The organism is Streptomyces himalayensis subsp. himalayensis, assembly GCF_013778455.1.
Classification (GTDB): domain Bacteria; phylum Actinomycetota; class Actinomycetes; order Streptomycetales; family Streptomycetaceae; genus Streptomyces; species Streptomyces himalayensis.
The window spans coordinates 119,134-137,714 of record NZ_JACEHE010000006.1; the positions used below are offsets into that span (position 1 = coordinate 119,134).

The 18,581-nt window shown below is 70.1% G+C and carries 14 protein-coding genes and 1 pseudogene; 5 read left to right on the forward strand and 10 right to left on the reverse strand.

The genetic code is table 11. The annotated features are described in order from the left end of the window. Window positions 1-4 precede the first annotated feature (4 nt). The 9 genes and pseudogenes from H1D24_RS12265 to H1D24_RS12305 all read right to left on the reverse strand — a co-directional run bounded on the left by H1D24_RS12265 (window position 5) and on the right by H1D24_RS12305 (window position 9,877). Window positions 5-1,045 carry a substrate-binding domain-containing protein gene (locus H1D24_RS12265; RefSeq protein WP_181657495.1) on the reverse strand — a complete coding sequence of 347 codons (1,041 nt, stop codon included), beginning with the start codon at window positions 1,043-1,045 and terminating at the stop codon, window positions 5-7. Between the two features lie 17 nt (window positions 1,046-1,062). Continuing rightward, a pseudogene (locus H1D24_RS12270) lies at window positions 1,063-2,062 on the reverse strand (ABC transporter permease). Beyond that, window positions 2,059-3,630, reverse strand: a complete 1,572-nt coding sequence (locus H1D24_RS12275) for a sugar ABC transporter ATP-binding protein (RefSeq protein WP_181657496.1) — start codon at window positions 3,628-3,630, stop codon at window positions 2,059-2,061. The pseudogene H1D24_RS12270 and the gene H1D24_RS12275 overlap by 4 nt, the downstream one beginning before the upstream one ends. Before the next feature lie 268 nt (window positions 3,631-3,898). Next, window positions 3,899-5,080 (reverse strand): ROK family transcriptional regulator, encoded by a 1,182-nt coding sequence (locus H1D24_RS12280; RefSeq protein ID WP_181657497.1) that lies wholly within the window; start codon window positions 5,078-5,080, stop codon window positions 3,899-3,901. Between the two features lie 279 nt (window positions 5,081-5,359). Continuing rightward, window positions 5,360-6,037 (reverse strand): GntR family transcriptional regulator, encoded by a 678-nt coding sequence (locus H1D24_RS12285; RefSeq protein ID WP_181657498.1) that lies wholly within the window; start codon window positions 6,035-6,037, stop codon window positions 5,360-5,362. A 307-nt stretch (window positions 6,038-6,344) separates the two neighbouring features. After that, entirely contained in the window at window positions 6,345-7,292 is a 948-nt protein-coding gene (locus H1D24_RS12290) for a beta-ketoacyl-ACP synthase III (RefSeq protein WP_181657499.1), read from the reverse strand. Window positions 7,293-7,469: 177 nt separating this feature from the next. Next, window positions 7,470-7,613, reverse strand: coding sequence for an MFS transporter small subunit (locus H1D24_RS12295; RefSeq protein ID WP_181657500.1), 144 nt, complete (start codon window positions 7,611-7,613; stop codon window positions 7,470-7,472). Next, complete coding sequence (locus H1D24_RS12300; RefSeq protein WP_181657501.1) at window positions 7,579-8,916, reverse strand: OFA family MFS transporter; 1,338 nt, start codon at window positions 8,914-8,916, stop codon at window positions 7,579-7,581. Before H1D24_RS12300 ends, H1D24_RS12295 begins: the two co-directional genes overlap by 35 nt. A 217-nt stretch (window positions 8,917-9,133) precedes the next feature. Further along, entirely contained in the window at window positions 9,134-9,877 is a 744-nt protein-coding gene (locus H1D24_RS12305) for an SDR family NAD(P)-dependent oxidoreductase (protein WP_181657502.1), read from the reverse strand. Window positions 9,878-10,213: 336 nt separating this feature from the next. On the opposite strand from H1D24_RS12305, the gene H1D24_RS12310 reads away from it, so the two are divergent. From H1D24_RS12310 to fdhD, 5 genes are all read left to right on the forward strand, one after another. Next, window positions 10,214-11,191 (forward strand): 2-dehydropantoate 2-reductase, encoded by a 978-nt coding sequence (locus H1D24_RS12310; protein ID WP_181657503.1) that lies wholly within the window; start codon window positions 10,214-10,216, stop codon window positions 11,189-11,191. Further along, entirely contained in the window at window positions 11,188-13,167 is a 1,980-nt protein-coding gene (locus tag H1D24_RS12315; protein WP_181657504.1) for a molybdopterin oxidoreductase family protein, read from the forward strand. The genes H1D24_RS12310 and H1D24_RS12315 overlap by 4 nt, the downstream gene beginning before the upstream one ends. Before the next feature lie 9 nt (window positions 13,168-13,176). Further along, window positions 13,177-15,261 carry an NAD(P)H-dependent oxidoreductase subunit E gene (locus H1D24_RS12320; protein ID WP_181657505.1) on the forward strand — a complete coding sequence of 695 codons (2,085 nt, stop codon included), beginning with the start codon at window positions 13,177-13,179 and terminating at the stop codon, window positions 15,259-15,261. A 70-nt stretch (window positions 15,262-15,331) separates the two neighbouring features. After that, window positions 15,332-16,192, forward strand: a complete 861-nt coding sequence (locus H1D24_RS12325) for a 2Fe-2S iron-sulfur cluster-binding protein (RefSeq protein WP_181657506.1) — start codon at window positions 15,332-15,334, stop codon at window positions 16,190-16,192. A gap of 21 nt (window positions 16,193-16,213) precedes the next feature. Then, window positions 16,214-17,077, forward strand: coding sequence for a formate dehydrogenase accessory sulfurtransferase FdhD (fdhD, locus tag H1D24_RS12330; protein WP_181657507.1), 864 nt, complete (start codon window positions 16,214-16,216; stop codon window positions 17,075-17,077). Between the two features lie 208 nt (window positions 17,078-17,285). Here the strand turns inward: fdhD and H1D24_RS12335 are convergent, their stop codons facing one another. Then, window positions 17,286-18,302 carry a LacI family DNA-binding transcriptional regulator gene (locus tag H1D24_RS12335; protein WP_181657508.1) on the reverse strand — a complete coding sequence of 339 codons (1,017 nt, stop codon included), beginning with the start codon at window positions 18,300-18,302 and terminating at the stop codon, window positions 17,286-17,288. Window positions 18,303-18,581 lie beyond the last annotated feature (279 nt).

Here is an 18,581-nt window from a genome sequence, read left to right on the forward strand (position 1 = left end):
CGCATCACTTGAAGCCGGTGGACATGTACTGGTCGACGTTGTCCTTGTCGACGACGGCCGAGTACAGGGTGAGGGATGCCGGGATCTCGAACTCCGCGAGACCCGACACGCCCTTGGACTGCCCGAGCGCACGCGCCAGATCGATGGCCGAGGCGGCCATGGTCGGCGGATACAGCACGGTGGCCTTGAGTACGCCGTTGTCGGCCTTGATCGCCTGGAAGGCGGAGAGCGCGCCCGCGCCACCGACCATCAGGAATTCGTCGCGGCCCGCCTGCTCGATGGCGCGCAGGGCACCGACGCCCTGGTCGTCGTCGTGGTTCCACAATGCGTCGATCTTCGACTGGGCCTGCAGCAGCTGCGCCATCTTGGCCTGGCCCGACTCGACGGTGAACTCGGCGGCCTGGCGCGCGACCTTCCTGATGTTCGGGTAGTTCTTGAGCGCGTCGTCGAAGCCCTGGGTGCGCTGTTTCGTCAGCTCCAGGTTGTCGATCCCGGCGAGCTCCACGACACGTGCGTTCTTCTTGTCCTTGAGCTTCTCGCCGATGTAGTGCCCGGCGTTCAGGCCCATGCCGTAGTTGTCGCCGCCGATCCAGCAGCGGTACGCCTGCGGGGTGTTGAAGATCCGGTCGAGGTTGACGACGGGGATGCCCGCGCGCATGGCCTTGAGGCCGACCTGCGTGAGCGCCTTGCCGTCGGCCGGGAGGACCACCAGGACGTCGACCTTCTTGTTGATCAGCGTCTCGATCTGGCCGATCTGGGCCGCGGTGTCGTTGGAGCCCTCGGTGATCTCGAGGGTCACGTCCTGGTACCTCTCGGCCCGCTTCTTGGCGTTGTCGTTGATCGCGTTCAGCCACCCGTGGTCGGCCTGCGGGCCCGCGAAGCCGATGGTGACCTCCTTGCCGGGCTTGTCGTCCGCGACCGGCTGGTCGTTCGCGGTGGACTCTTCCTTGCTGGGTTCGTTGCTGGTGCAGGCGGTGAGGAGGGCACCGGCGGAGACGGCGGCGGTGCCGAACAGCAATCCTCTGCGGCTCGTGAACTCTGGCATGTCGGTAGACCCTTTCCTCAAGTCGTGCTTGCGGTACGGCGCTGGACCAGCACGGCGGCGACGATGATCGCGCCCTTGGCGATCTGCTGGACGTCGCTCTGCAGGTTGTTGAGGGCGAAGATGTTGGTGATCGTGGTGAAGATCAGGACGCCGAGGACGGAGCCGGTGATGGTGCCCCGGCCGCCGCTGAGCAGGGTCCCGCCGATGATCGCGGCGGCGATGGCGTCGAGTTCGTAGAGGTTGCCGTTGGTGTTCTGGCCCGAGCCGGACGTAGAGGCGCTGACGGCGTACGTCGATGCCCGCCAGTCGTGCCGCCTCCGCGTTCCCGCCGACGGCGACGGTGCGCCGGCCGAAGGTGGTGCGGTTCAGCACCAGCCAGCCGACGACCGTGACGGCCGCGAAGACGAGGACCAGCGGCGGAACACCGAGGATGTACGCGTCACGCTCCCCCAGGTCGAGAATCCCGTCGACGGTGACGACCTGCGTCCTGCCGTCGGTGATCTGCAGGGCGAGGCCGCGTGCGGAGGCGAGCATGGCGAGCGTCGCGATGAACGGCACCATGCCGCCGTACGCGATGAGCAGCCCGTTGACCAGTCCGCAGCCGACGCCGACGAGCACCGAGGTGAAGAGGATGCCCCCGAAGCCGTACTCCTGGGTGGCGACGGTCGTGGCCCACACCGAGGCGAGCGCGACGATCGCGCCCACGGACAGATCGATGCCGCCGGAGACGATGACGAAGGTCATGCCGACCGTGACGACACCGATGACGGACGACTGGGTGAGGACGAGCTGGAGGTTCCTGGTGTCCAGGAACTCGTCGGGCTTGGTGATGCCGCCGACGACGATCAGCGCGGCGAGCACGCCGAGGAGCGACAGCGTCCGGATGTCGGCCCGTGCCCACAGGGTACGGAGCGGACTCCCGCCGTCCGCGGGGTCTGACTTGCGGGGGCCGGTGGATGGGGGCCGAGTCCCGGCGTCCGTCTGGCCCTGCTGCGCCGGAGAGGCGGGCTGCGTCATGACGTCGGACTCCCTTCCGTGGTCACGGGGGCCCCGGTGGTCGTGCTGGTCACGGAGCTTCCTTCCATCACGAGGTCGAGTACACGGTGTTCGTCGAGCTCCCGGGCCGGCGCCGTGTGCACGACGTGACCCTCGCGGAGCACCAGCACACGGTCGGCGAGCCCGAGGACCTCGGGTACTTCGCTGGAGACGAGGAGGACGGCGAGGCCGTCGTCGGCGAGCCGCCGGATGACGGCGTACAACTCGGCGCGGGCGCCGACGTCGACACCCCGGGTGGGCTCGTCGAGCAGGAGGACCCGGCAGCCGCGCAGCAGCCAGCGGGCGAGTACGGCCTTCTGCTGGTTGCCGCCGGAGAGGGTGCGTACGGGAACTGACGGGTTGTCGGGGCGCAGCGACAGCTCCCGCGTGGCCTTCCGAGCCGCGTCACGTTCGGCGGACCGGTCCAGCCAACCGCCCCGCGAGAAGCGGGACATGGACGAGACCGACACATTGCGGGTGACGGACTCGAGCATCAGCAGCGCCTGCGCCTTGCGCTCCTCGGGGGCGAGCCCGAGCCCCGCGCGGACGGCGGCACGGACGCTGCCGGGCTTCAGCGGTTTCCCGTCAACCAGCACCCGGCCCGCACTCGGCTTGCGCGCCCCGTAGACCGTCTCCAGGATCTCCGAGCGCCCGGAGCCGACGAGCCCCGCGAGGCCGACGATCTCGCCGGGACGCAGTTCGAGGTCGAGGGGCGCGAACTCGCCGTCGCGGGCGAGTCCTTCGGTGGTCAGTACGGGTGAGGGACGAGCCGCCCCCGCGCCGGAGGGCCGGTCCGGGAAGACGTACTCGACGTTGCGGCCGGTCATCAGGGCGACGACCTCCCGCGTCGGGGTGGCCTTGGCGGGCAGCCCGACCGCGACGGCACGGCCGTCCTTGAGGACGGTGACGCGGTCGCCGATCGTGCGGATCTCCTCGAGGCGGTGGGAGATGTAGACGACGGCGACACCGTCGGCGGTCAGATCGCGGACGATACGGAAGAGGTTGTCCACCTCGTCCGGGTCGAGGGCAGCGGACGGCTCGTCCATCACGATGAGCCGTACGTCGTGGGAGAGCGCCCGCGCCATCGACACGATCTGTTGCTGGGCGGCGGAGAGATCACCGACGAGCCGGGCCGGGTCGATCTCCGGGTGCCCGAGCCGCTTGAGGAGCGCCGCAGCCCGGGCACGCGCCTCCCGTCCCCGTACGACGAACCCTGCCGCGGTCGGCTCGTGGCCGAGGAAGACGTTCTCGGCCACGGACAGGCCCTCCACCAGGTCGAGTTCCTGGTAGATCGTGGCGATGCCGAGGCGCATGGCGGCGATGGGCGAGCGGAGGACGACGCGTTCGGAGCGCCAGGTGATCGCGCCGTCGTCGGGCTGGTGAGCGCCGGCGAGCACCTTGATGAGGGTCGACTTCCCGGCGCCGTTCTGGCCGAGCAGACAGTGGACCTCACCGGCCTGGACTTCGAGGTCCACACCGTCGAGCGCGCGGACGCCCGGGAACGACTTGGTGATGCCGGACATGGTGAGCAGAGGTGGTTCTGGTGCCATGGCGGTTCCCCTCGGCGGGTGCGGCCGGTGAGCGGGTGCGATTCAGGGCGTGTACTGATATGTCGGGTAGGGCAGAGCAGGGCGCTGTACTGGGTGTGCCGTTCTGCCGGGGGTGCCGGCAGTACTGAGTGTGCTGCGGGTGGTGGTGCGGCTCTTGCGCGTACTACTGGTGCTGGTGCGGCTCTTGCGCGTACTACTGGTGCTGGTGCGGCTCTTGCGCGTACTACTGGTGCGTGTGCATACCGGCCATGGCCGGTACGGCTACCGGTCAGGCCGGTGAGAACAAGTGGTCGCTGATGAGCCGGGCCGCGCCGGTGACTCCGGCCGCGGGTCCCAACTCGCCGAGGACGATGGGGAGGTTGCCGGTCGCGAGGGGCAGCGACTGGCGGTAGACCTGCGTGCGGATGGCGGCGAGCAGCGTGTGGCCGAGGCCTGTCACGCCGCCGCCGATCACCACCAGGCCGGGGTTGAAGAAGCTGACGAGTGAGGCGATGACCTGGCCGGTGCGGTTGCCGCCTTCGCGGATGAGGTCGAGCGCCGTGGCGTCGCCGGCGGCGGCCGCGGCGGCGACATCCGCGGCGGTGAGCCTCCCGGCCGCCTCGAAGCGGGTGGCGAGCTCGGCTGAGCGTCCCTGCTGGGCGGCCTCCTCGGCGTCACGGGCGAGGGCAGCGCCGCTGAAGTGGGCTTCCAGGCAGCCCCGGTTGCCGCAGGCACAGGGCCGTCCGTCCGGTTCGACCTGGATGTGGCCGATGTCGCCGGCGCTGCCCGTCGTACCGCGGTAGACCTCGCCGCCGACGACGATGCCGCAGCCGATGCCCGTACCGATCTTGACGCAGAGGAAGTCGCCGACGGAGCGGGCGACGCCCGCATGCTGCTCCCCCATCGCCATGAGGTTCACGTCGTTGTCGACCAGGACGGGGCAGCCGAGTTCCTGGCTGAGGGCTTCTCGTACGGGGAAGCCGTCCCAGCCGGGCATGATCGGCGGCGCGACCGGCACGCCCTCGGGGAAGCGGACCGGTCCGGGGACGCCGATGCCGGCCCCGTCGAAGCCTTCGGCGAGCCCGGAGGCCTTCAACTTCGCCGCCATGGAGAGCACTTGCTCGAAGACGGCGACCGGGCCCTCGCGTACGTCCATGGGCTGGTTGATGTGCCCGAGCACCTCCAGCTCCGCGTTGGTCACGGCGACGTCGATCGAGGTGGCCCCGATGTCGACGCCGAGGAAGCGCAGGGCGGGGGCGAGGCGGATGTTGTGGGAGCGGCGGCCGCCTCGCGAGGCGGCGAGACCGTCTGCGACGACGAGCCCGGTCTCCAGCAGCCGGTCCACCTCGACGGCGAGCTTGGAGCGGGACAGATCGATCTGGTCGCCCAGCTGTGCCCGCGAGTTGGGGCCACCGTCACGCAACAGCCGCAGCAGTCGCGCCTGATGTGCGTTCGCGGGCCGAGCCGTCATACGTCTCACATGCCCCTCCCCGCCTGATCGGCCTGCCTCCATCGGGCTTTGGAGGGGAACGTAGCAGTGCCTGCCGGGAGTGGGAAGAAGATGCGCAGGAATCGACCATGACTTTTTCCTGCGACAGGACAAAGGGCAGGCGGCCCAGCTTCCAGGAGATCACTGGGCCGGGCTCCGCGCACCGTCCGTCAGTGGACCGAGGCCCATGCAGTTGCGGTCGTCTGATCCGCGGCCCGGGCGGATGGGGGCATCCCGGCCCGGCTGCCCGAGCCGCCGCCCTCAGGACTCCTCGCGCGCGTGATACGTCTTGCGTGTGTGCTCCGTGTGAGCGCGCATGACCTGCGTGGCGCGCTGCTCGTCGCGGGCCGAGATCGCCGCGATCAGGTCCCGGTGCTCGATCCAGGACTGCTTGCCGCGCTGCCGGGCGACCGGCGTGTAGTACCAGCGGACGCGCCGGTCGACCTGCCCGGCGAGTTCGGCCAGGACGAGGTTGCCCGCCAGTTCCATGACCTTGGCGTGGAACGCGGCGTTGGTCGCCACCACCAGGTCCACGTCACCGTCCTCGACCGCCTGCTCGCCCGTCGCGCAGAGCTCTTCCAGCGCGGTGATCCCCGCAGTGCCCGCGTTGGCGGCGGCCAGCCGTGCGGCCTCGGCCTCCAGCAGCGTACGCACCGTCAGAAGCTGGTCCGCCTCGTCCTCGGTCGGCTCGTGCACGAACGCGCCCTGGGCCGGGCGCAGGTCGACCCAGCCCTCGGTGTTGAGGCGCTGCAGGGCCTCGCGCACGGGCTGCCGCGAGACACCGAGATGCCCGGCCAGTTCGCTCTCGACGAGGTGCTGGCCGGGCTGGAGGGCGCGGGTCGTGATGAGTTCGAGCAGCGCCTCGTAGACCCGGTCGCGCAGGGGACCGGGTCGTTCGAGCCTGGGCACCGCTCCCTGCGGCAGTCCTGTGGACAACATCGCGGTCCCCCTCCTGGGCGGCGGACAAGCCAGCATGACGTCAATTGGCTTTCGTCTACAGTCTACTGAGCACAATGGCCAGCACCAGAGAGAGTCGGGCACGTCACACCGCGCCATGGCCGCCCCACCGGCCGGCCACTCACCGCCTCACGGACAGCGCCTCCGGGCACATGGACGGCGTCTCCACCTCAGGGACAACGCCTCCGCCTCAGGCACAGCGCCTCCACATCAGGGACAACGCCTCCGCCTCAGGGACAGCGCCTCCACATCAGGGACAACGCCTCCGCCTCAGGACAGCGCCTCCGCCTCACGGACAGCGGACGACCTGCCCCGCATACGACAGGTTGCCGCCGAATCCGAAGAGCAGCACGGGATCCCCGGTGCCGATCTCGCCGCGCTCGACCAGCTTGGACAGGGCGAGCGGAATGCTCGCCGCCGACGTGTTGCCGGAGTCGACGACATCGCGGGCGACGACCGCGTTCACGGCGCCGATCTTCTCGGCGAGCGGCTCGATGATCCTCAGGTTCGCCTGGTGCAGCACGACCCCGGCCAGGTCCTCCGGCGCGAGGCCCGCACGCTCGCATGCCTGCCGGGCGATGGACGGGAGCCGGGTGGTGGCCCACCGGTAGACGCTCTGCCCCTCCTGCGCGAAGCGCGGCGGGGTTCCCTCGATGCGTACCGCGTGACCCATGTCGGGCACGGAGCCCCACAGCACCGGCCCGATGCCGGGCTCGGCGTCCGGGGCGCTCGCCTCGACGACGGCGGCCCCCGCGCCGTCGCCGACGAGGACGCAGGTGGTGCGGTCGCTCCAGTCCGTCACGGCGGACATCTTGTCGGCGCCGATGACGAGCGCCCGCGCCGAGGCCCCGGCCCGTACGGCGTGGTCGGCCGTGGCCAATGCGTGGGTGAAGCCCGCGCAGACGACGTTGAGGTCCATGACGGCAGGGGACGGGATGCCGAGCCGGGCGGCGACCCGCGCGGCCATGTTCGGGGAGCGGTCCTCGGCCGTGGAGGTGGCGACGAGCACCAGATCGATTTCGCCGGGCGTCAGGCCCGCGGCGGCCAGGGCCTTGGCGCCGGCGTGCGCGGCCAGTTCGTCGACGGGCTCGTCGGGGCCGGCGATATGGCGGGTGCGGATGCCCACCCGGGACCTGATCCACTCGTCGCTCGTGTCGACCATGCCCGCCAGGTCCTCGTTGGTGAGGACCTGGGCGGGCTGGTAATGGCCGACTGCGGCGATGCGTGAGCCGTTCATGGGCGAGCCCCCTCGTGGCGGAGATACGGGACTCACCAGTCTGGTAAGCGACTCACGGGTACGAGGTGACGTAAAGCGACAGGATTGGGGCGCCCCGCTTGTCGGTTTCCCTCATGCCGTACAGCCGTGCCGCGCGGCCTTGCCGTACAGCGCCGGGCGCCCCCGGCAGCCGGAACCTCAGCCGGTGAAGAGCTGCGTCGCCTTCTGCACCAGTTCGTACACCCCGTAGGCGAGCGGCACGCCCACCCACAGCCAGGCGAAGAGGATCAGTCCGCGGCGCCTCGGACTAGGCGGACTGCTCGTGCCGGACGGTGTCGTCATCGGCGGCCTCCCTCGGGGCGGGGATGTGGTGGCGGGGGTGGACGGGGCGTACGAGCTCGTTGGCGACGAAGCCGACGACAAGCAGGCCGATCATGATGGTGAGCGACAGACCGTAGAGGCCGGAGCCGTGCTTGCCGGCCTCCTCCTGACTGTCGGCGACCCAGTTGACGATCAGCGGGCCGAGGACGCCGGCGGTGGACCAGGCGGTGAGCAGCCGGCCGTGGATGGCGCCGACCTGGTAGGTGCCGAAGAGGTCCTTCAGATAGGCGGGGATCGTGGCGAAGCCGCCGCCGTAGAAGGAGAGGATGACCAGCGCGCAGACGATGAACAGGGGCTTGGACGAGTCACCGAACTGCGTGATCAGCAGGTACATCAGGGCACCCACGCCCAGGTACAGCCGGTAGATGTTCTTGCGGCCGATGAGGTCCGAGGTCGAGGACCAGCCGATGCGTCCGGCCATGTTGGCGGCGGAGAGCAGCGCGACGAATCCTGCGGCCGCGGAGACCGACACCGGCGTCTCCGTGTCCGCGAAGAAGTCGGTGATCATGGGCGCGGCCTTCTCCAGGATGCCGATGCCCGCCGTCACGTTCATGCACAGCACGACCCACAGACACCAGAACTGCGGGGTACGTACGGCTTCGCGAGCCGAGACCTGGACGCCCTCGATCGGCGACGGCCCGGACGGGGTGGGACGCGAGTCCGGGCGCGGCACGCGTACGAGCAGCACGCCCAGCGACATGAAGACGGCGTACGTCAGGCCGTGCACGAGGAACGCGAGCGCGATGCCGGACGGATCCGCGCCGAAGGACTCGAGCATCTGAGCCGACCACGGGGAGGCGATGAGGGCGCCACCCCCGAAGCCCATGATGGCGATGCCAGTGGCCATGCCCGGCCTGTCCGGGAACCACTTGATCAGCGTTGATACGGGCGAGATGTATCCGATGCCGAGTCCGATCCCGCCGACGAAGCCGTAGCCGAGCACGATCAGCCAGTACTGCTCGGTGGCGGCGCCGAGCGCGGCGATCAGGAAGCCGGAGGAGAAGCAGCACAGCGCGACCGTCATCGCCCAGCGTGGCCCGTTGCGTTCCACGAGCGTGCCGCCGAACGCGGCGGACAGGCCCAGCATGACGATGCCGAGCTGGAAGGGCAGGGCGCTCTGGGTGCCGCTGAGGCCGAGCGCGGACTCCAGTGGGGGTTTGAAGACGCTCCAGGCGTAGGCCTGGCCGATGGAGAGGTGGACGGAGAGGGCTGCCGGCGGAACGAGCCAGCGGCTCCAACCGGTTGGGGCGACGGGTGGGCTCATGATCCCGAACGATAGAAACCTGTACGGGACTTGGGAAGACGTTCGGGGACACGAACCCGTCGACATGCTTGAGCAGCGCAAAGCCCCGCCGTGTCCCGCCCCGTCTCCCCGCCACCCATTCCCGCTCGTGGTACGGCCGGCATCGGGCGAACTCAGGTGCGTTGCCATGGAAGGCAAAGCAGTTCTGCCTAGGCACGGCGGGGCCGATGAGCGAAGGTCAATGCCGAACGATGGTCCGGGCGATGATCCGGCTCACGAGGCGTGGCGCCATGCGCCGTGCCGTCCACATGGCGTGGGTGCCCCGCCCAGGGAAGGCCCATAACCGGCCTCGCGCCAAGGCACGGTCCATCGAGTCCAGCACCGCATCGGTGGTCAGGCCGGGGCGTGGCCCGAACATGGCAGGCGCGTCACGGCGCATGCGATCCAGCATGGGAGTCTCCACGGCAGGCGGGCAGACACACAGGACCTGGATGCCTTGTTCGCGGCACTCAACCGACAGGGTCTCGGCGAGGAGGTGGACTGCGGCTTTTGCCGCGCCGTACCCCCCTCCCTGGGGTACGGGTACCCAGCCGGCGATGGATCCGAGCAGGATGATCTGCCCGCCGCTGCGGGACGCCATGACGGGGACGACGGCGTGGATCAAATGGAGCGTGCCGCCGTAGATGACGTTCATCAAGCGGAGTGTGTCGGCGGGGTCCTGGTCGAGCAGCTGTCCCACTTTGGCGATCCCAGCGCTGTGAACGAGCCGCCGCGGTGAACCGATTTCGTCGCTGATCCGCTTGACCGCTTCGGCTACTGCCGGCGGGTCGGTGATGTCGCAGACGAACGGGCGGATGTTCGGGCTGCATTCGGCCAGCGAATCGAGCCCGGTGTCGCTGATGTCGACAGCTGCGACAGACCAACCGCTGTCGGCCAGCCGCAGGGCCGCTGCTCTGCCGATACCGCTGGCGGCGCCGGTCACAATGGCTATATCGGGCTGGGAATTTGGCATCCCTTACTCCTGTCGGTTGGGAGCTGTGGACGGATTCCGGGGACGGCCGGCCCGGCCGACGCGTGGGCAATACACCTTCCCCGGCACAGTGCTACCCAGTCGATATGCGACCGACGCCCTGGATGACTCGGGCCGACTGCACCTCTCGCACGGGACGGCCGAGTGACGGTCGCCGTCACAGAGCCGTCGCAGCTGCTGCGCGAACCCTTGCTGGGCCAAGTTCCATACTGTAGACAATATTTCATCGACACTTGCTGTTCCTTTGCTTTCCCTCCGGTTTCCCTCGACCGAACGGAGCGCCCCACAGTGAAAGTCGCAGTTCTCGGTGCCGGTGCGATCGGCGCCTACGTCGGGGCCGCGCTGCACCGCGCAGGCGCCGACGTCCATCTCGTCGCCCGTGGACCGCATCTCGCGGCCATGAGGCAGCACGGAGTGCAGGTTCTCAGCCCGCGCGGCGACTTCACCGCGCGCGCCCACGCCACCGACGACCCGGCCGACATCGGCCCGGTCGACTTCGTCTTCCTGGGGCTCAAGGCCAACTCGTACGCGGCGTGCGGGCCGCTCATCGAGCCGCTGCTGCACCAGGACACGGCCGTCATCGCCGCCCAGAACGGCATCCCCTGGTGGTACTTCCACCGGCACGGCGGCCCGCACGACGGTCAGCGCATCGAGAGCGTGGACCCCGACGGCGCGGTCAGTGCGGTGCTCGCGCCAGAGCGGGCGATCGGCTGCGTCGTCTACGCGGCGACGGAGCTCGAAGGCCCAGGAGTGGTACGCCACTTGGAGGGCACCAGGTTCTCCATCGGCGAGCCCGACCGCTCGGTGTCCGAGCGCTGCCTGGCCTTCAGCGAGGCGATGCAGGCCGGCGGCCTGAAGTGCCCGGTCGAGCCGGACCTGCGGGGCGACATCTGGGTCAAGCTGCTCGGCAACATCTCCTTCAACCCGATCAGCGCGCTCGCCCGCGCCACGATGCGTCAGATGTGCCTGCACGGCGGCACGCGCCGGGTCATCGAGATCATGATGGCCGAGACGCTGGCGGTCGCCGAGGCCCTGGGCTGCAAGCCGGGCGTCTCCATCGAGCGACGCCTTGCGGGCGCGGAGCGCGTCGGCGACCACCGCACCTCCACTCTCCAGGACCTGGAGCGCGGCAAACCGCTCGAACTCGACGTGCTGCTCGCGGCCGTCGTGGAGCTGGCGGGGATCACCGATGTGCCGGTGCCGACGCTCCGTACCGTCCACGCCATCTCGGACCTGCTGGCCGACCGCATGAGGAGCGCGGCATGAGCAACAGGGCACGCAAGAGGGACCGCACGCCCAAGACGTACAACCGGCTGACCCACCCCCTCGTCCGCGACTCCCGGGACGAGCCGTTCCGCCGCGCCACCTGGGACGAGGCGCTGACCCGCGCCGCCGACGGACTCCGTGCGGCGCGGGGAGCCTTCGGGATGTTCTCGTGTGCCCGGGCGACCAACGAGATGAACTATGTGGCACAGAAGTTCACGCGGGTCGTGATGGGCACGAACAACGTGGACTCCTGCAACCGCACCTGTCACGCCCCGAGCGTCGCCGGCCTCTCGGCGGCGTTCGGGTCGGGCGGCGGCACCTCCTCGTACGAGGAGATCGAGCACACCGATCTGATCGTGATGTGGGGCTCCAACGCCCGCTTCGCACACCCGATCTTCTTCCAGCACGTGTTGAAGGGCATCAGGAACGGCGCCCGGATGTACGCGGTCGATCCGCGGCGTACGAGCACCGCCGAGTGGGCGGAGAGCTGGCTCGGGCTGAACGTCGGCACGGACATCCCGATGGCGCACGCGATCGGGAGGGAGATCATCCACGCGGGCCTCGCCAACCACGCCTTCATCGAGCGGGCGACGAGCGGCTTCGAGGAGTACAAGCAGCTCGTCGAGCCGTGGACGCTGTCGCTCGCCGAGAAGGTGACGGGTGTTCCGGCGGCCGCGATACGGGATCTGGCGCACGCGTACGCCCGGGCCGAGCGGGCACAGCTGTGCTGGACGCTGGGCATCACCGAGCACCACAACGGCACGGACAACGTACGGGCGCTCATCAACCTGTCGCTGCTGACCGGGCACGTGGGGCGGTACGGCTCGGGGTTGCAGCCGCTGCGCGGGCAGAACAACGTGCAGGGCGGCGGCGACATGGGCGCGATCCCCAACCGCCTGCCGGGCTTCCAGGACATCCTCGACCCCGACGCACGGGTGAAGTTCGAGTCGGCGTGGGACACGGTCATCCAGCCCCGCTACGGGCTGAATCTGACGGAGATGTTCGAGGCCATGGAGGAGGGCTCGCTCAAGGCCGTCTACTGCATCGGTGAGAACCCGGCGCAGTCGGAGGCGGACAGCGAGCAGGCGATCCGGCGGCTGAAAGCCCTGGACTTCCTGGTGGTACAGGACATCTTCCTCACGAAGACAGCCGAGTTGGCCGATGTCGTGCTGCCCGCCACGGCGGGCTGGGCAGAGACGGACGGCACGACGACCAACAGCGAGCGGCGCGTGCAGCGCGTACGCAAGGCGGTCGAGCCGCCCGGCGAGGCCCGCGAGGACATCGACATCATCTGCGACCTGGCCGCCCGGCTCGGCCACGAATGGAAGTACGCGGACGCCGAGTCGGTCTGGAACGAGCTGCGGTCGGTTTCGCCGGACCACTACGGCATGACGTACGAGCGGCTCGAGGAGCACCAGGGCATCCAGTGGCCGTGCCCCGACACCGAGAGGCTCGAACCGACGTACCTGCACGGACGGTTGTGGGATCCCGACCCGGCGCGGCGAGGCCGGCTCGCGCCCTTCGGGCTGGTCCAGCACGACCCGCCGGTGGACCTCACCGACGAGGAGTTCCCGATCCGGCTGACGACCGGGCGGCGCCTCGACTCGTACAACACCGGTGTGCAGAGCGGCGGTTTCGCGTCTCCGCTGCGGCGCGGCGAGTACGTCGAGCTGTGCCCTGAGGACGCGGAGCGCTACGGGGTCGTGGTGGGCGAGGAGGTCCGGGTGTCGTCGCGGCGGGGCTCGGTGGTGGCTCCGGTGTGGGTCGACCCGGGTCTGCGTCCAGGCCTCGCCTTCATGACCATGCACTTTCCCGACGAGGTGGACACCAACCAGCTGACGATCGAGGCCAACTGCCCGATCGCGGGCACCGCGGAGTTCAAGGCGTCGGCGATCCGCATCGAGAAGCTGACCGAGAAGCCCGCCCAGAAGCTGGCCGAGAACGCGAACGCACCTGTCACGGCCGTGAGGAGCTGAGGTAGCGACATGGATCTGCACTTCGGTGACAGCAAGCCGACGGACGAGGAGCGGGCGGCGGTCGACGCGCTGCTCGGCCCGCCCGAGTCGGCGTGGGAGGGCGCCGACGACCGCACCGACGCCGACCTGAGGTGGGCGCGCGGGGGCCGCGAGGCACGGGAGCGGCGCGACCTGCTGTTGCCGGGGCTGCACGCGGTCAACGACCGCGTGGGGTGGATCAGTGAGGGCGCCCTCGACTATCTGTGCCGGCGGCTCACGGTGCCGCCGGCGGAGGCGTACGGGGTCGCCACGTTCTACTCGATGTTCTCGATGCGGCCACGGCCCGCGACGGTGCTGCACGTGTGCACGGATATCGCATGCGCGGCCGCCGGGGCGGCGGAGGTGTGCGCCGGGGTGGAGGCGCGGCTGGGGCCGGGGAGCGGGGTTTCGGTGGAGCGGAGCCCGTGCCTGGGGTTGTGCGAGCGGGCGCCGGCGGCGTTGGTGGTGCGGGCGGGGGCGCCTGCGGCGGGCTTCTCCCCTGCCCCGCCCCTTCCCGGCAGCATCGATATGCGGCTCCGCCGCGGGGGGGCTGCTGCCCCAGACCCCGCTGTCGGCGGCTCCGCCGCCTCGTCCTCAAACGCCGGACGGGCTGGAATATCCGGCCCCGGCGCGGAAAATTCAGCCCGTCCGGCGCTTGAGGACGAGCCCGAAGGGCGACTTCGGGGGTCCAGGGGGCGGAGCCCCCTGGTTACGGGAAGGGGCGGGGTGGGGGAATCCTCCTACGCGACCGCCGTCGCCGCCCCCGCCACCATCGACTCGACCATAGCCACCGCGACCGCCCCGGAAAGCGCCCCGGCCGAGCCCCCCGCCACCATGGCGGTCCCCCAGGCCGGCCAACCCGGCCTGATCCTCCTCCGCCGCATAGGCGCAGTAGACCCGACCTCCCTGGACGACTACCGCGCCCACGGCGGCTACGAGGCGCTACGCCACGCATTCGCGATCGGCCCCGCCGGCGTGATCCGCGAAGTGACCGACGCAGGCCTCGTCGGCCGCGGCGGCGCCGCCTTCCCCACAGGCCGCAAGTGGCAGGCGACGGCCTCCCAGCCCGACCATCCCCACTACCTCGTCTGCAACGCAGACGAGTCGGAACCCGGCACCTTCAAGGACCGGGTGATCATGGAGGGCGACCCGTACGCGCTGATCGAGTCGATGACGATCGCGGGGTACGCGGTCGGCGCGCACAAAGGCTACGTGTACCTGCGCGGCGAGTACCCGCGCGCCCTGCACAGGCTGACCCACGCCATCGAGCAGGCACGCGCGCGTGGCCTGCTCGGCGACGACGTCCTCGGCCAGGGCTACGCCTTCGACATCGAGATCCGCCGCGGCGCGGGCGCGTACATCTGCGGTGAGGAAACGGCCCTCTTCAACTCCATCGAGGGGTACAGGGGCGAGCCCCGCTCCAAGCCCCCGTTCCCGGTGGAGAAGGGCCTGTTCGGCAAGCCGACGGCCGCCAACAACGTTGAGACGCTCGTGAACGTCCTGCCGATCCTCACCATGGGAGCCCAGGCGTACGTAGCGATCGGCACGGAGAAGTCCACGGGCCCCAAGCTGTTCTGCGTGTCGGGCACCATCGAGCGCCCCGGCATCTACGAGTTGCCGTTCGGCGCCACGCTCGGCGACCTCCTCGACCTCGCCGGCAAGCCCGACAACCTCAGGGCGGTACTGCTGGGCGGCGCCGCAGGCGGCTTCGTACGCCCCGACGAGCTGGACATCCCGCTCACCTTCGAGGGCACCCGCGAGGCCGGTACGACACTCGGCTCCGGTGTCGTCCTGGCCCTGGACGACACCGTCCCGCTCCCCCGCGTCCTGCTCCGCATCGCCGAGTTCTTCCGCGACGAGTCGTGCGGCCAGTGCGTGCCGTGCCGCGTCGGCACCGTCCGCCAGGAGGAAGCACTGCACCGGATCGCGGAGCGCACCGGTGCCGCCGCGGCCGGCGACATCGCGCTGCTGCGCGAGGTGGGCCGCGCCATGCGGGACGCCTCGATCTGCGGCCTGGGCCAGACCGCCTGGAACGCCGTGGAGTCGGCCATCGACCGCCTGGGGGCATACGAATGACCGCGCTCGACCGGCTTGAGGTGTACACGACCGCCGTGGAATCCGTCATCGATCACCTGGGGGCCTGCTCATGACCGCCATACCGCTGGGGTCACCCCGCCGTCTCATCGAGTTCACGCTGGACGGGCAGGAGGCCAGGGTCCCCGAGGGCTCGACGATCCTCGACGCCTGCCGGGCGGCGGGCAAGGACATCCCGACGCTGTGCCAGGGCGACACGCTCACCCCGAAGAACGCCTGCCGCGTGTGCGTGGTCGAGGTGGAGGGCGCCCGCACGCTCGCCCCGGCCTGCTCACGCAAGGCCGAGCCGGGCATGGATGTGCTCACCGACACCGAACGCGCCCGCCACAGCCGCAAGATCGTGCTCGAACTCCTCGCCTCCTCGGTCGACTTGTCGACGACACCGAAGGTCGCCGAGTGGATCAAGGAGTACGAGGCGAAACCGGACCGCTTCGGCCCGGATGCGGCGCGGCTCAACGAGGAACCCAAGGTCGACAACGATCTGTATGTGCGCGACTACGACAAGTGCATCCTCTGCTACAAGTGCGTGGACGCCTGCGGCGACCAGTGGCAGAACACCTTCGCGATCTCGGTCGCGGGCCGCGGCTTCGACGCCCGTATCGCCGTGGAGCACGACGCGCCGCTGACCGACTCGGCGTGCGTGTACTGCGGCAACTGCATCGAGGTGTGCCCGACGGGCGCACTGTCCTTCAAGTCGGAGTTCGACATGCGGGCCGCGGGCACCTGGGACGAGTCCGCCCAGACCGAGACGACCACCGTGTGCGCGTACTGCGGAGTGGGCTGCAACCTCACGCTGCACGTACAGGACAATGAGATCGTGAAGGTCACCTCGCCGCACGACAACCCGGTGACCCACGGCAACCTCTGCATCAAGGGCCGCTTCGGCTACCAGCACGTGCAGAACCGGGACTGATCGAGACTTGGGGCTTGAGACATGGGACGCGTCACCGAGCGACGGCGGGTGATCCGGATCCGGGACGGGGCCGTCAGCACCCGCCCGGACACACTCGTCGCCGAGGAACCCCTCGAGATCCGGCTGAACGGCAAGCCGCTGGCCATCACGATGCGCACCCCGGGCGACGACTTCGCGCTCGCGGCGGGCTTCCTGGTGAGCGAGGGGGTGCTGGGCTCGGCGGCCGAGCTGCAGAACATCGTGTACTGCGCCGGGGCCACGCAGGATGGTTCGAACACATACAACGTCGTCGACGTGAAGCTGGCTCCCGGTGTTCCCGTCCCCGACATCACCCTCGAACGCAACGTCTACACGACCTCCTCCTGCGGCCTGTGCGGCAAGGCGAGCCTGGACGCGGTGCGGACCACCGCCCGCTGGGCCATCGACGACACAGGCGACGGCGACACTCCCCCGGTCCGGCTCGAACCCGAGCTGCTCGCGAGCCTCCCCGACCGGCTGCGCGCCGCTCAGCGGGTGTTCGACCGGACCGGGGGCCTGCACGCGGCGGCACTGTTCACGGAGGACGGGGAGCTCCTTGACATACGCGAGGACGTGGGCCGCCACAACGCGGTCGACAAGCTGGTGGGGCGCGCCCTGCAGAACGGCGGTCTGCCCCTGTCCCGCACGATCCTCCTGGTCTCCGGCCGGGCGTCCTTCGAGCTCGCGCAGAAGGCCGTGATGGCGGGCATCCCGGTGCTGGCCGCGGTCTCCGCCCCGTCCTCGCTCGCCGTGGACCTCGCCGCCGAGACCGGCCTGACGCTGGTCGGCTTCCTGCGGGGCGCCTCCATGAACGTGTACGCGGGTGAGCACCGCATCGCCCTGCGGGCCGCGGCCGCCCAGGGCTGACCGGCTCCCCGCTGCACGGCGGCGGGGCCCCGGCCGACGGGGAGCGCCCCCTGCGCCGGCCGGGCCTCGCCTCACCGGCGCCGAGCAAGTCGCGGCGCTCGGCCTGACATCCGACCGGAGGGGAGGGGCCGTTCCGGTTGCCCGCGCCCGCGGGAGGGCCTGACCCGTCGACCCGACGGGAGGTGTCAGCGTCCCCCCGGCCATCCACTCACGACGAGTCCCGCACCACGAGTTGCGTGGGCAGAACAACGTGCCGACGCGGCGCTTCGGAATCGTTGATCTCCTCCAGGAGGAGGTGGGCGATGGTGCTGCCGATCTCTTCGACGGGCTGGCGCACGGTGGTGAGGGGCGGACTGCTGTGGCGGGCGATGATGGAGTCGTCGAAACCGACCACGGCCACGTCGTCCGGGATGCGGCGCCCGGCCCGGCGCAGCTCCACCATGGCGCCGGCGGCCATGACGTCGGATGCCACGAACACGGCGTCCAGGTCCGGGACTTGTTCGAGAAGTGAACGCATGGCGATCCCGCCTCCCGCCTCGGTGAAGTCGCCCGCGGCCACAAGTTCCTCCCCGGCCGGACGGGCTGCCTCCGTCAGGGCCTCCCGCCAGCCCTGAAGCCTGCTGCGAGCCACGTCCATGTCCAGCGGTCCGGTGATCGTGGCCACTTTCGAGCGCCCGCGTGACAGCAGGTGCCGCACCGCTGCCGCGGCCCCGCCCGTGTTGTCCGAGTGGACGTGGGCCAGCGACTCGCCGGGGCCGCGGCGGCCGGCCAGCACGGTCGGCAGACCCAGGTCCTCAAGGAGCCCCGGCAGGGGATCGTGCTCGTGCACGGATACCAGGAGCACACCGTCCACCCGGCGCTCCGCGACCGACTCGGTGAGCTGGTCGCGTTCCCCCTGGTCACGGACGAGCACGAGCTGCAGCTGCGTCCTGGTCTCGGCGAGCGCGGCGCTGACACCGCGGATGACCGCCGAGAAGTACGGCTCCGACCCGAGGCGGCTCTCCGACTCGGGTATGACGAGGGCTACCGAGTTGGTCTTACTCGTCACGAGGCCTCGGGCCACGGAGTTCGGAACGTACTGGAGCTCGGCGATGGCGGCCAGTACGGCGGCCCTGGCCTTCTCGCTGACGAGTTCGGAGCCGTTGATGACCCGTGAAACCGTGGTCCGCCCGACCCCCGCTCGCGCGGCCACCGTCTTGATGGTCGGCCGCTGCCTTCCCCCCATGGCTCCTCCCTCGCCGCCGTGCCGTGGGGACGGCGTTCACCTGGGCATTGTGCCAGACGGGTGGCCGCGATCCGTCACGTTGCTGCGGGCCTCCCGCTCCATTTCCTGAAAAACAGGTCAGTTCAACTTCTTGACAGGGGTGTTGGGTGGCGGCGACGCTTCGAACCACTTGGTGGGCACGTTCCCACCCGCGTTTGGGAACGTACCCAGTAGACAAATCGGGCCGCTGAGCGGGCCGTACGGCTGAAGTTCCGGCGCGTCGACGCCGCCGCTAGGAGG

Coding starts and splice junctions, on each gene's coding strand:
- H1D24_RS12320 (WP_181657505.1), top strand. CDS start 13,177: ATGGATCTGCACTTCGGTGACAGCAAGCCGACGGACGAGGAGCGGGCG.
- H1D24_RS12335 (WP_181657508.1), bottom strand. CDS start 18,302: ATGGGGGGAAGGCAGCGGCCGACCATCAAGACGGTGGCCGCGCGAGCG.
- H1D24_RS12275 (WP_181657496.1), bottom strand. CDS start 3,630: ATGGCACCAGAACCACCTCTGCTCACCATGTCCGGCATCACCAAGTCG.
- H1D24_RS12315 (WP_181657504.1), top strand. CDS start 11,188: ATGAGCAACAGGGCACGCAAGAGGGACCGCACGCCCAAGACGTACAAC.
- fdhD (WP_181657507.1), top strand. CDS start 16,214: ATGGGACGCGTCACCGAGCGACGGCGGGTGATCCGGATCCGGGACGGG.
- H1D24_RS12265 (WP_181657495.1), bottom strand. CDS start 1,045: ATGCCAGAGTTCACGAGCCGCAGAGGATTGCTGTTCGGCACCGCCGCC.
- H1D24_RS12325 (WP_181657506.1), top strand. CDS start 15,332: ATGACCGCCATACCGCTGGGGTCACCCCGCCGTCTCATCGAGTTCACG.
- H1D24_RS12290 (WP_181657499.1), bottom strand. CDS start 7,292: ATGAACGGCTCACGCATCGCCGCAGTCGGCCATTACCAGCCCGCCCAG.
- H1D24_RS12285 (WP_181657498.1), bottom strand. CDS start 6,037: ATGTTGTCCACAGGACTGCCGCAGGGAGCGGTGCCCAGGCTCGAACGA.
- H1D24_RS12280 (WP_181657497.1), bottom strand. CDS start 5,080: ATGACGGCTCGGCCCGCGAACGCACATCAGGCGCGACTGCTGCGGCTG.
- H1D24_RS12300 (WP_181657501.1), bottom strand. CDS start 8,916: ATGAGCCCACCCGTCGCCCCAACCGGTTGGAGCCGCTGGCTCGTTCCG.
- H1D24_RS12295 (WP_181657500.1), bottom strand. CDS start 7,613: ATGACGACACCGTCCGGCACGAGCAGTCCGCCTAGTCCGAGGCGCCGC.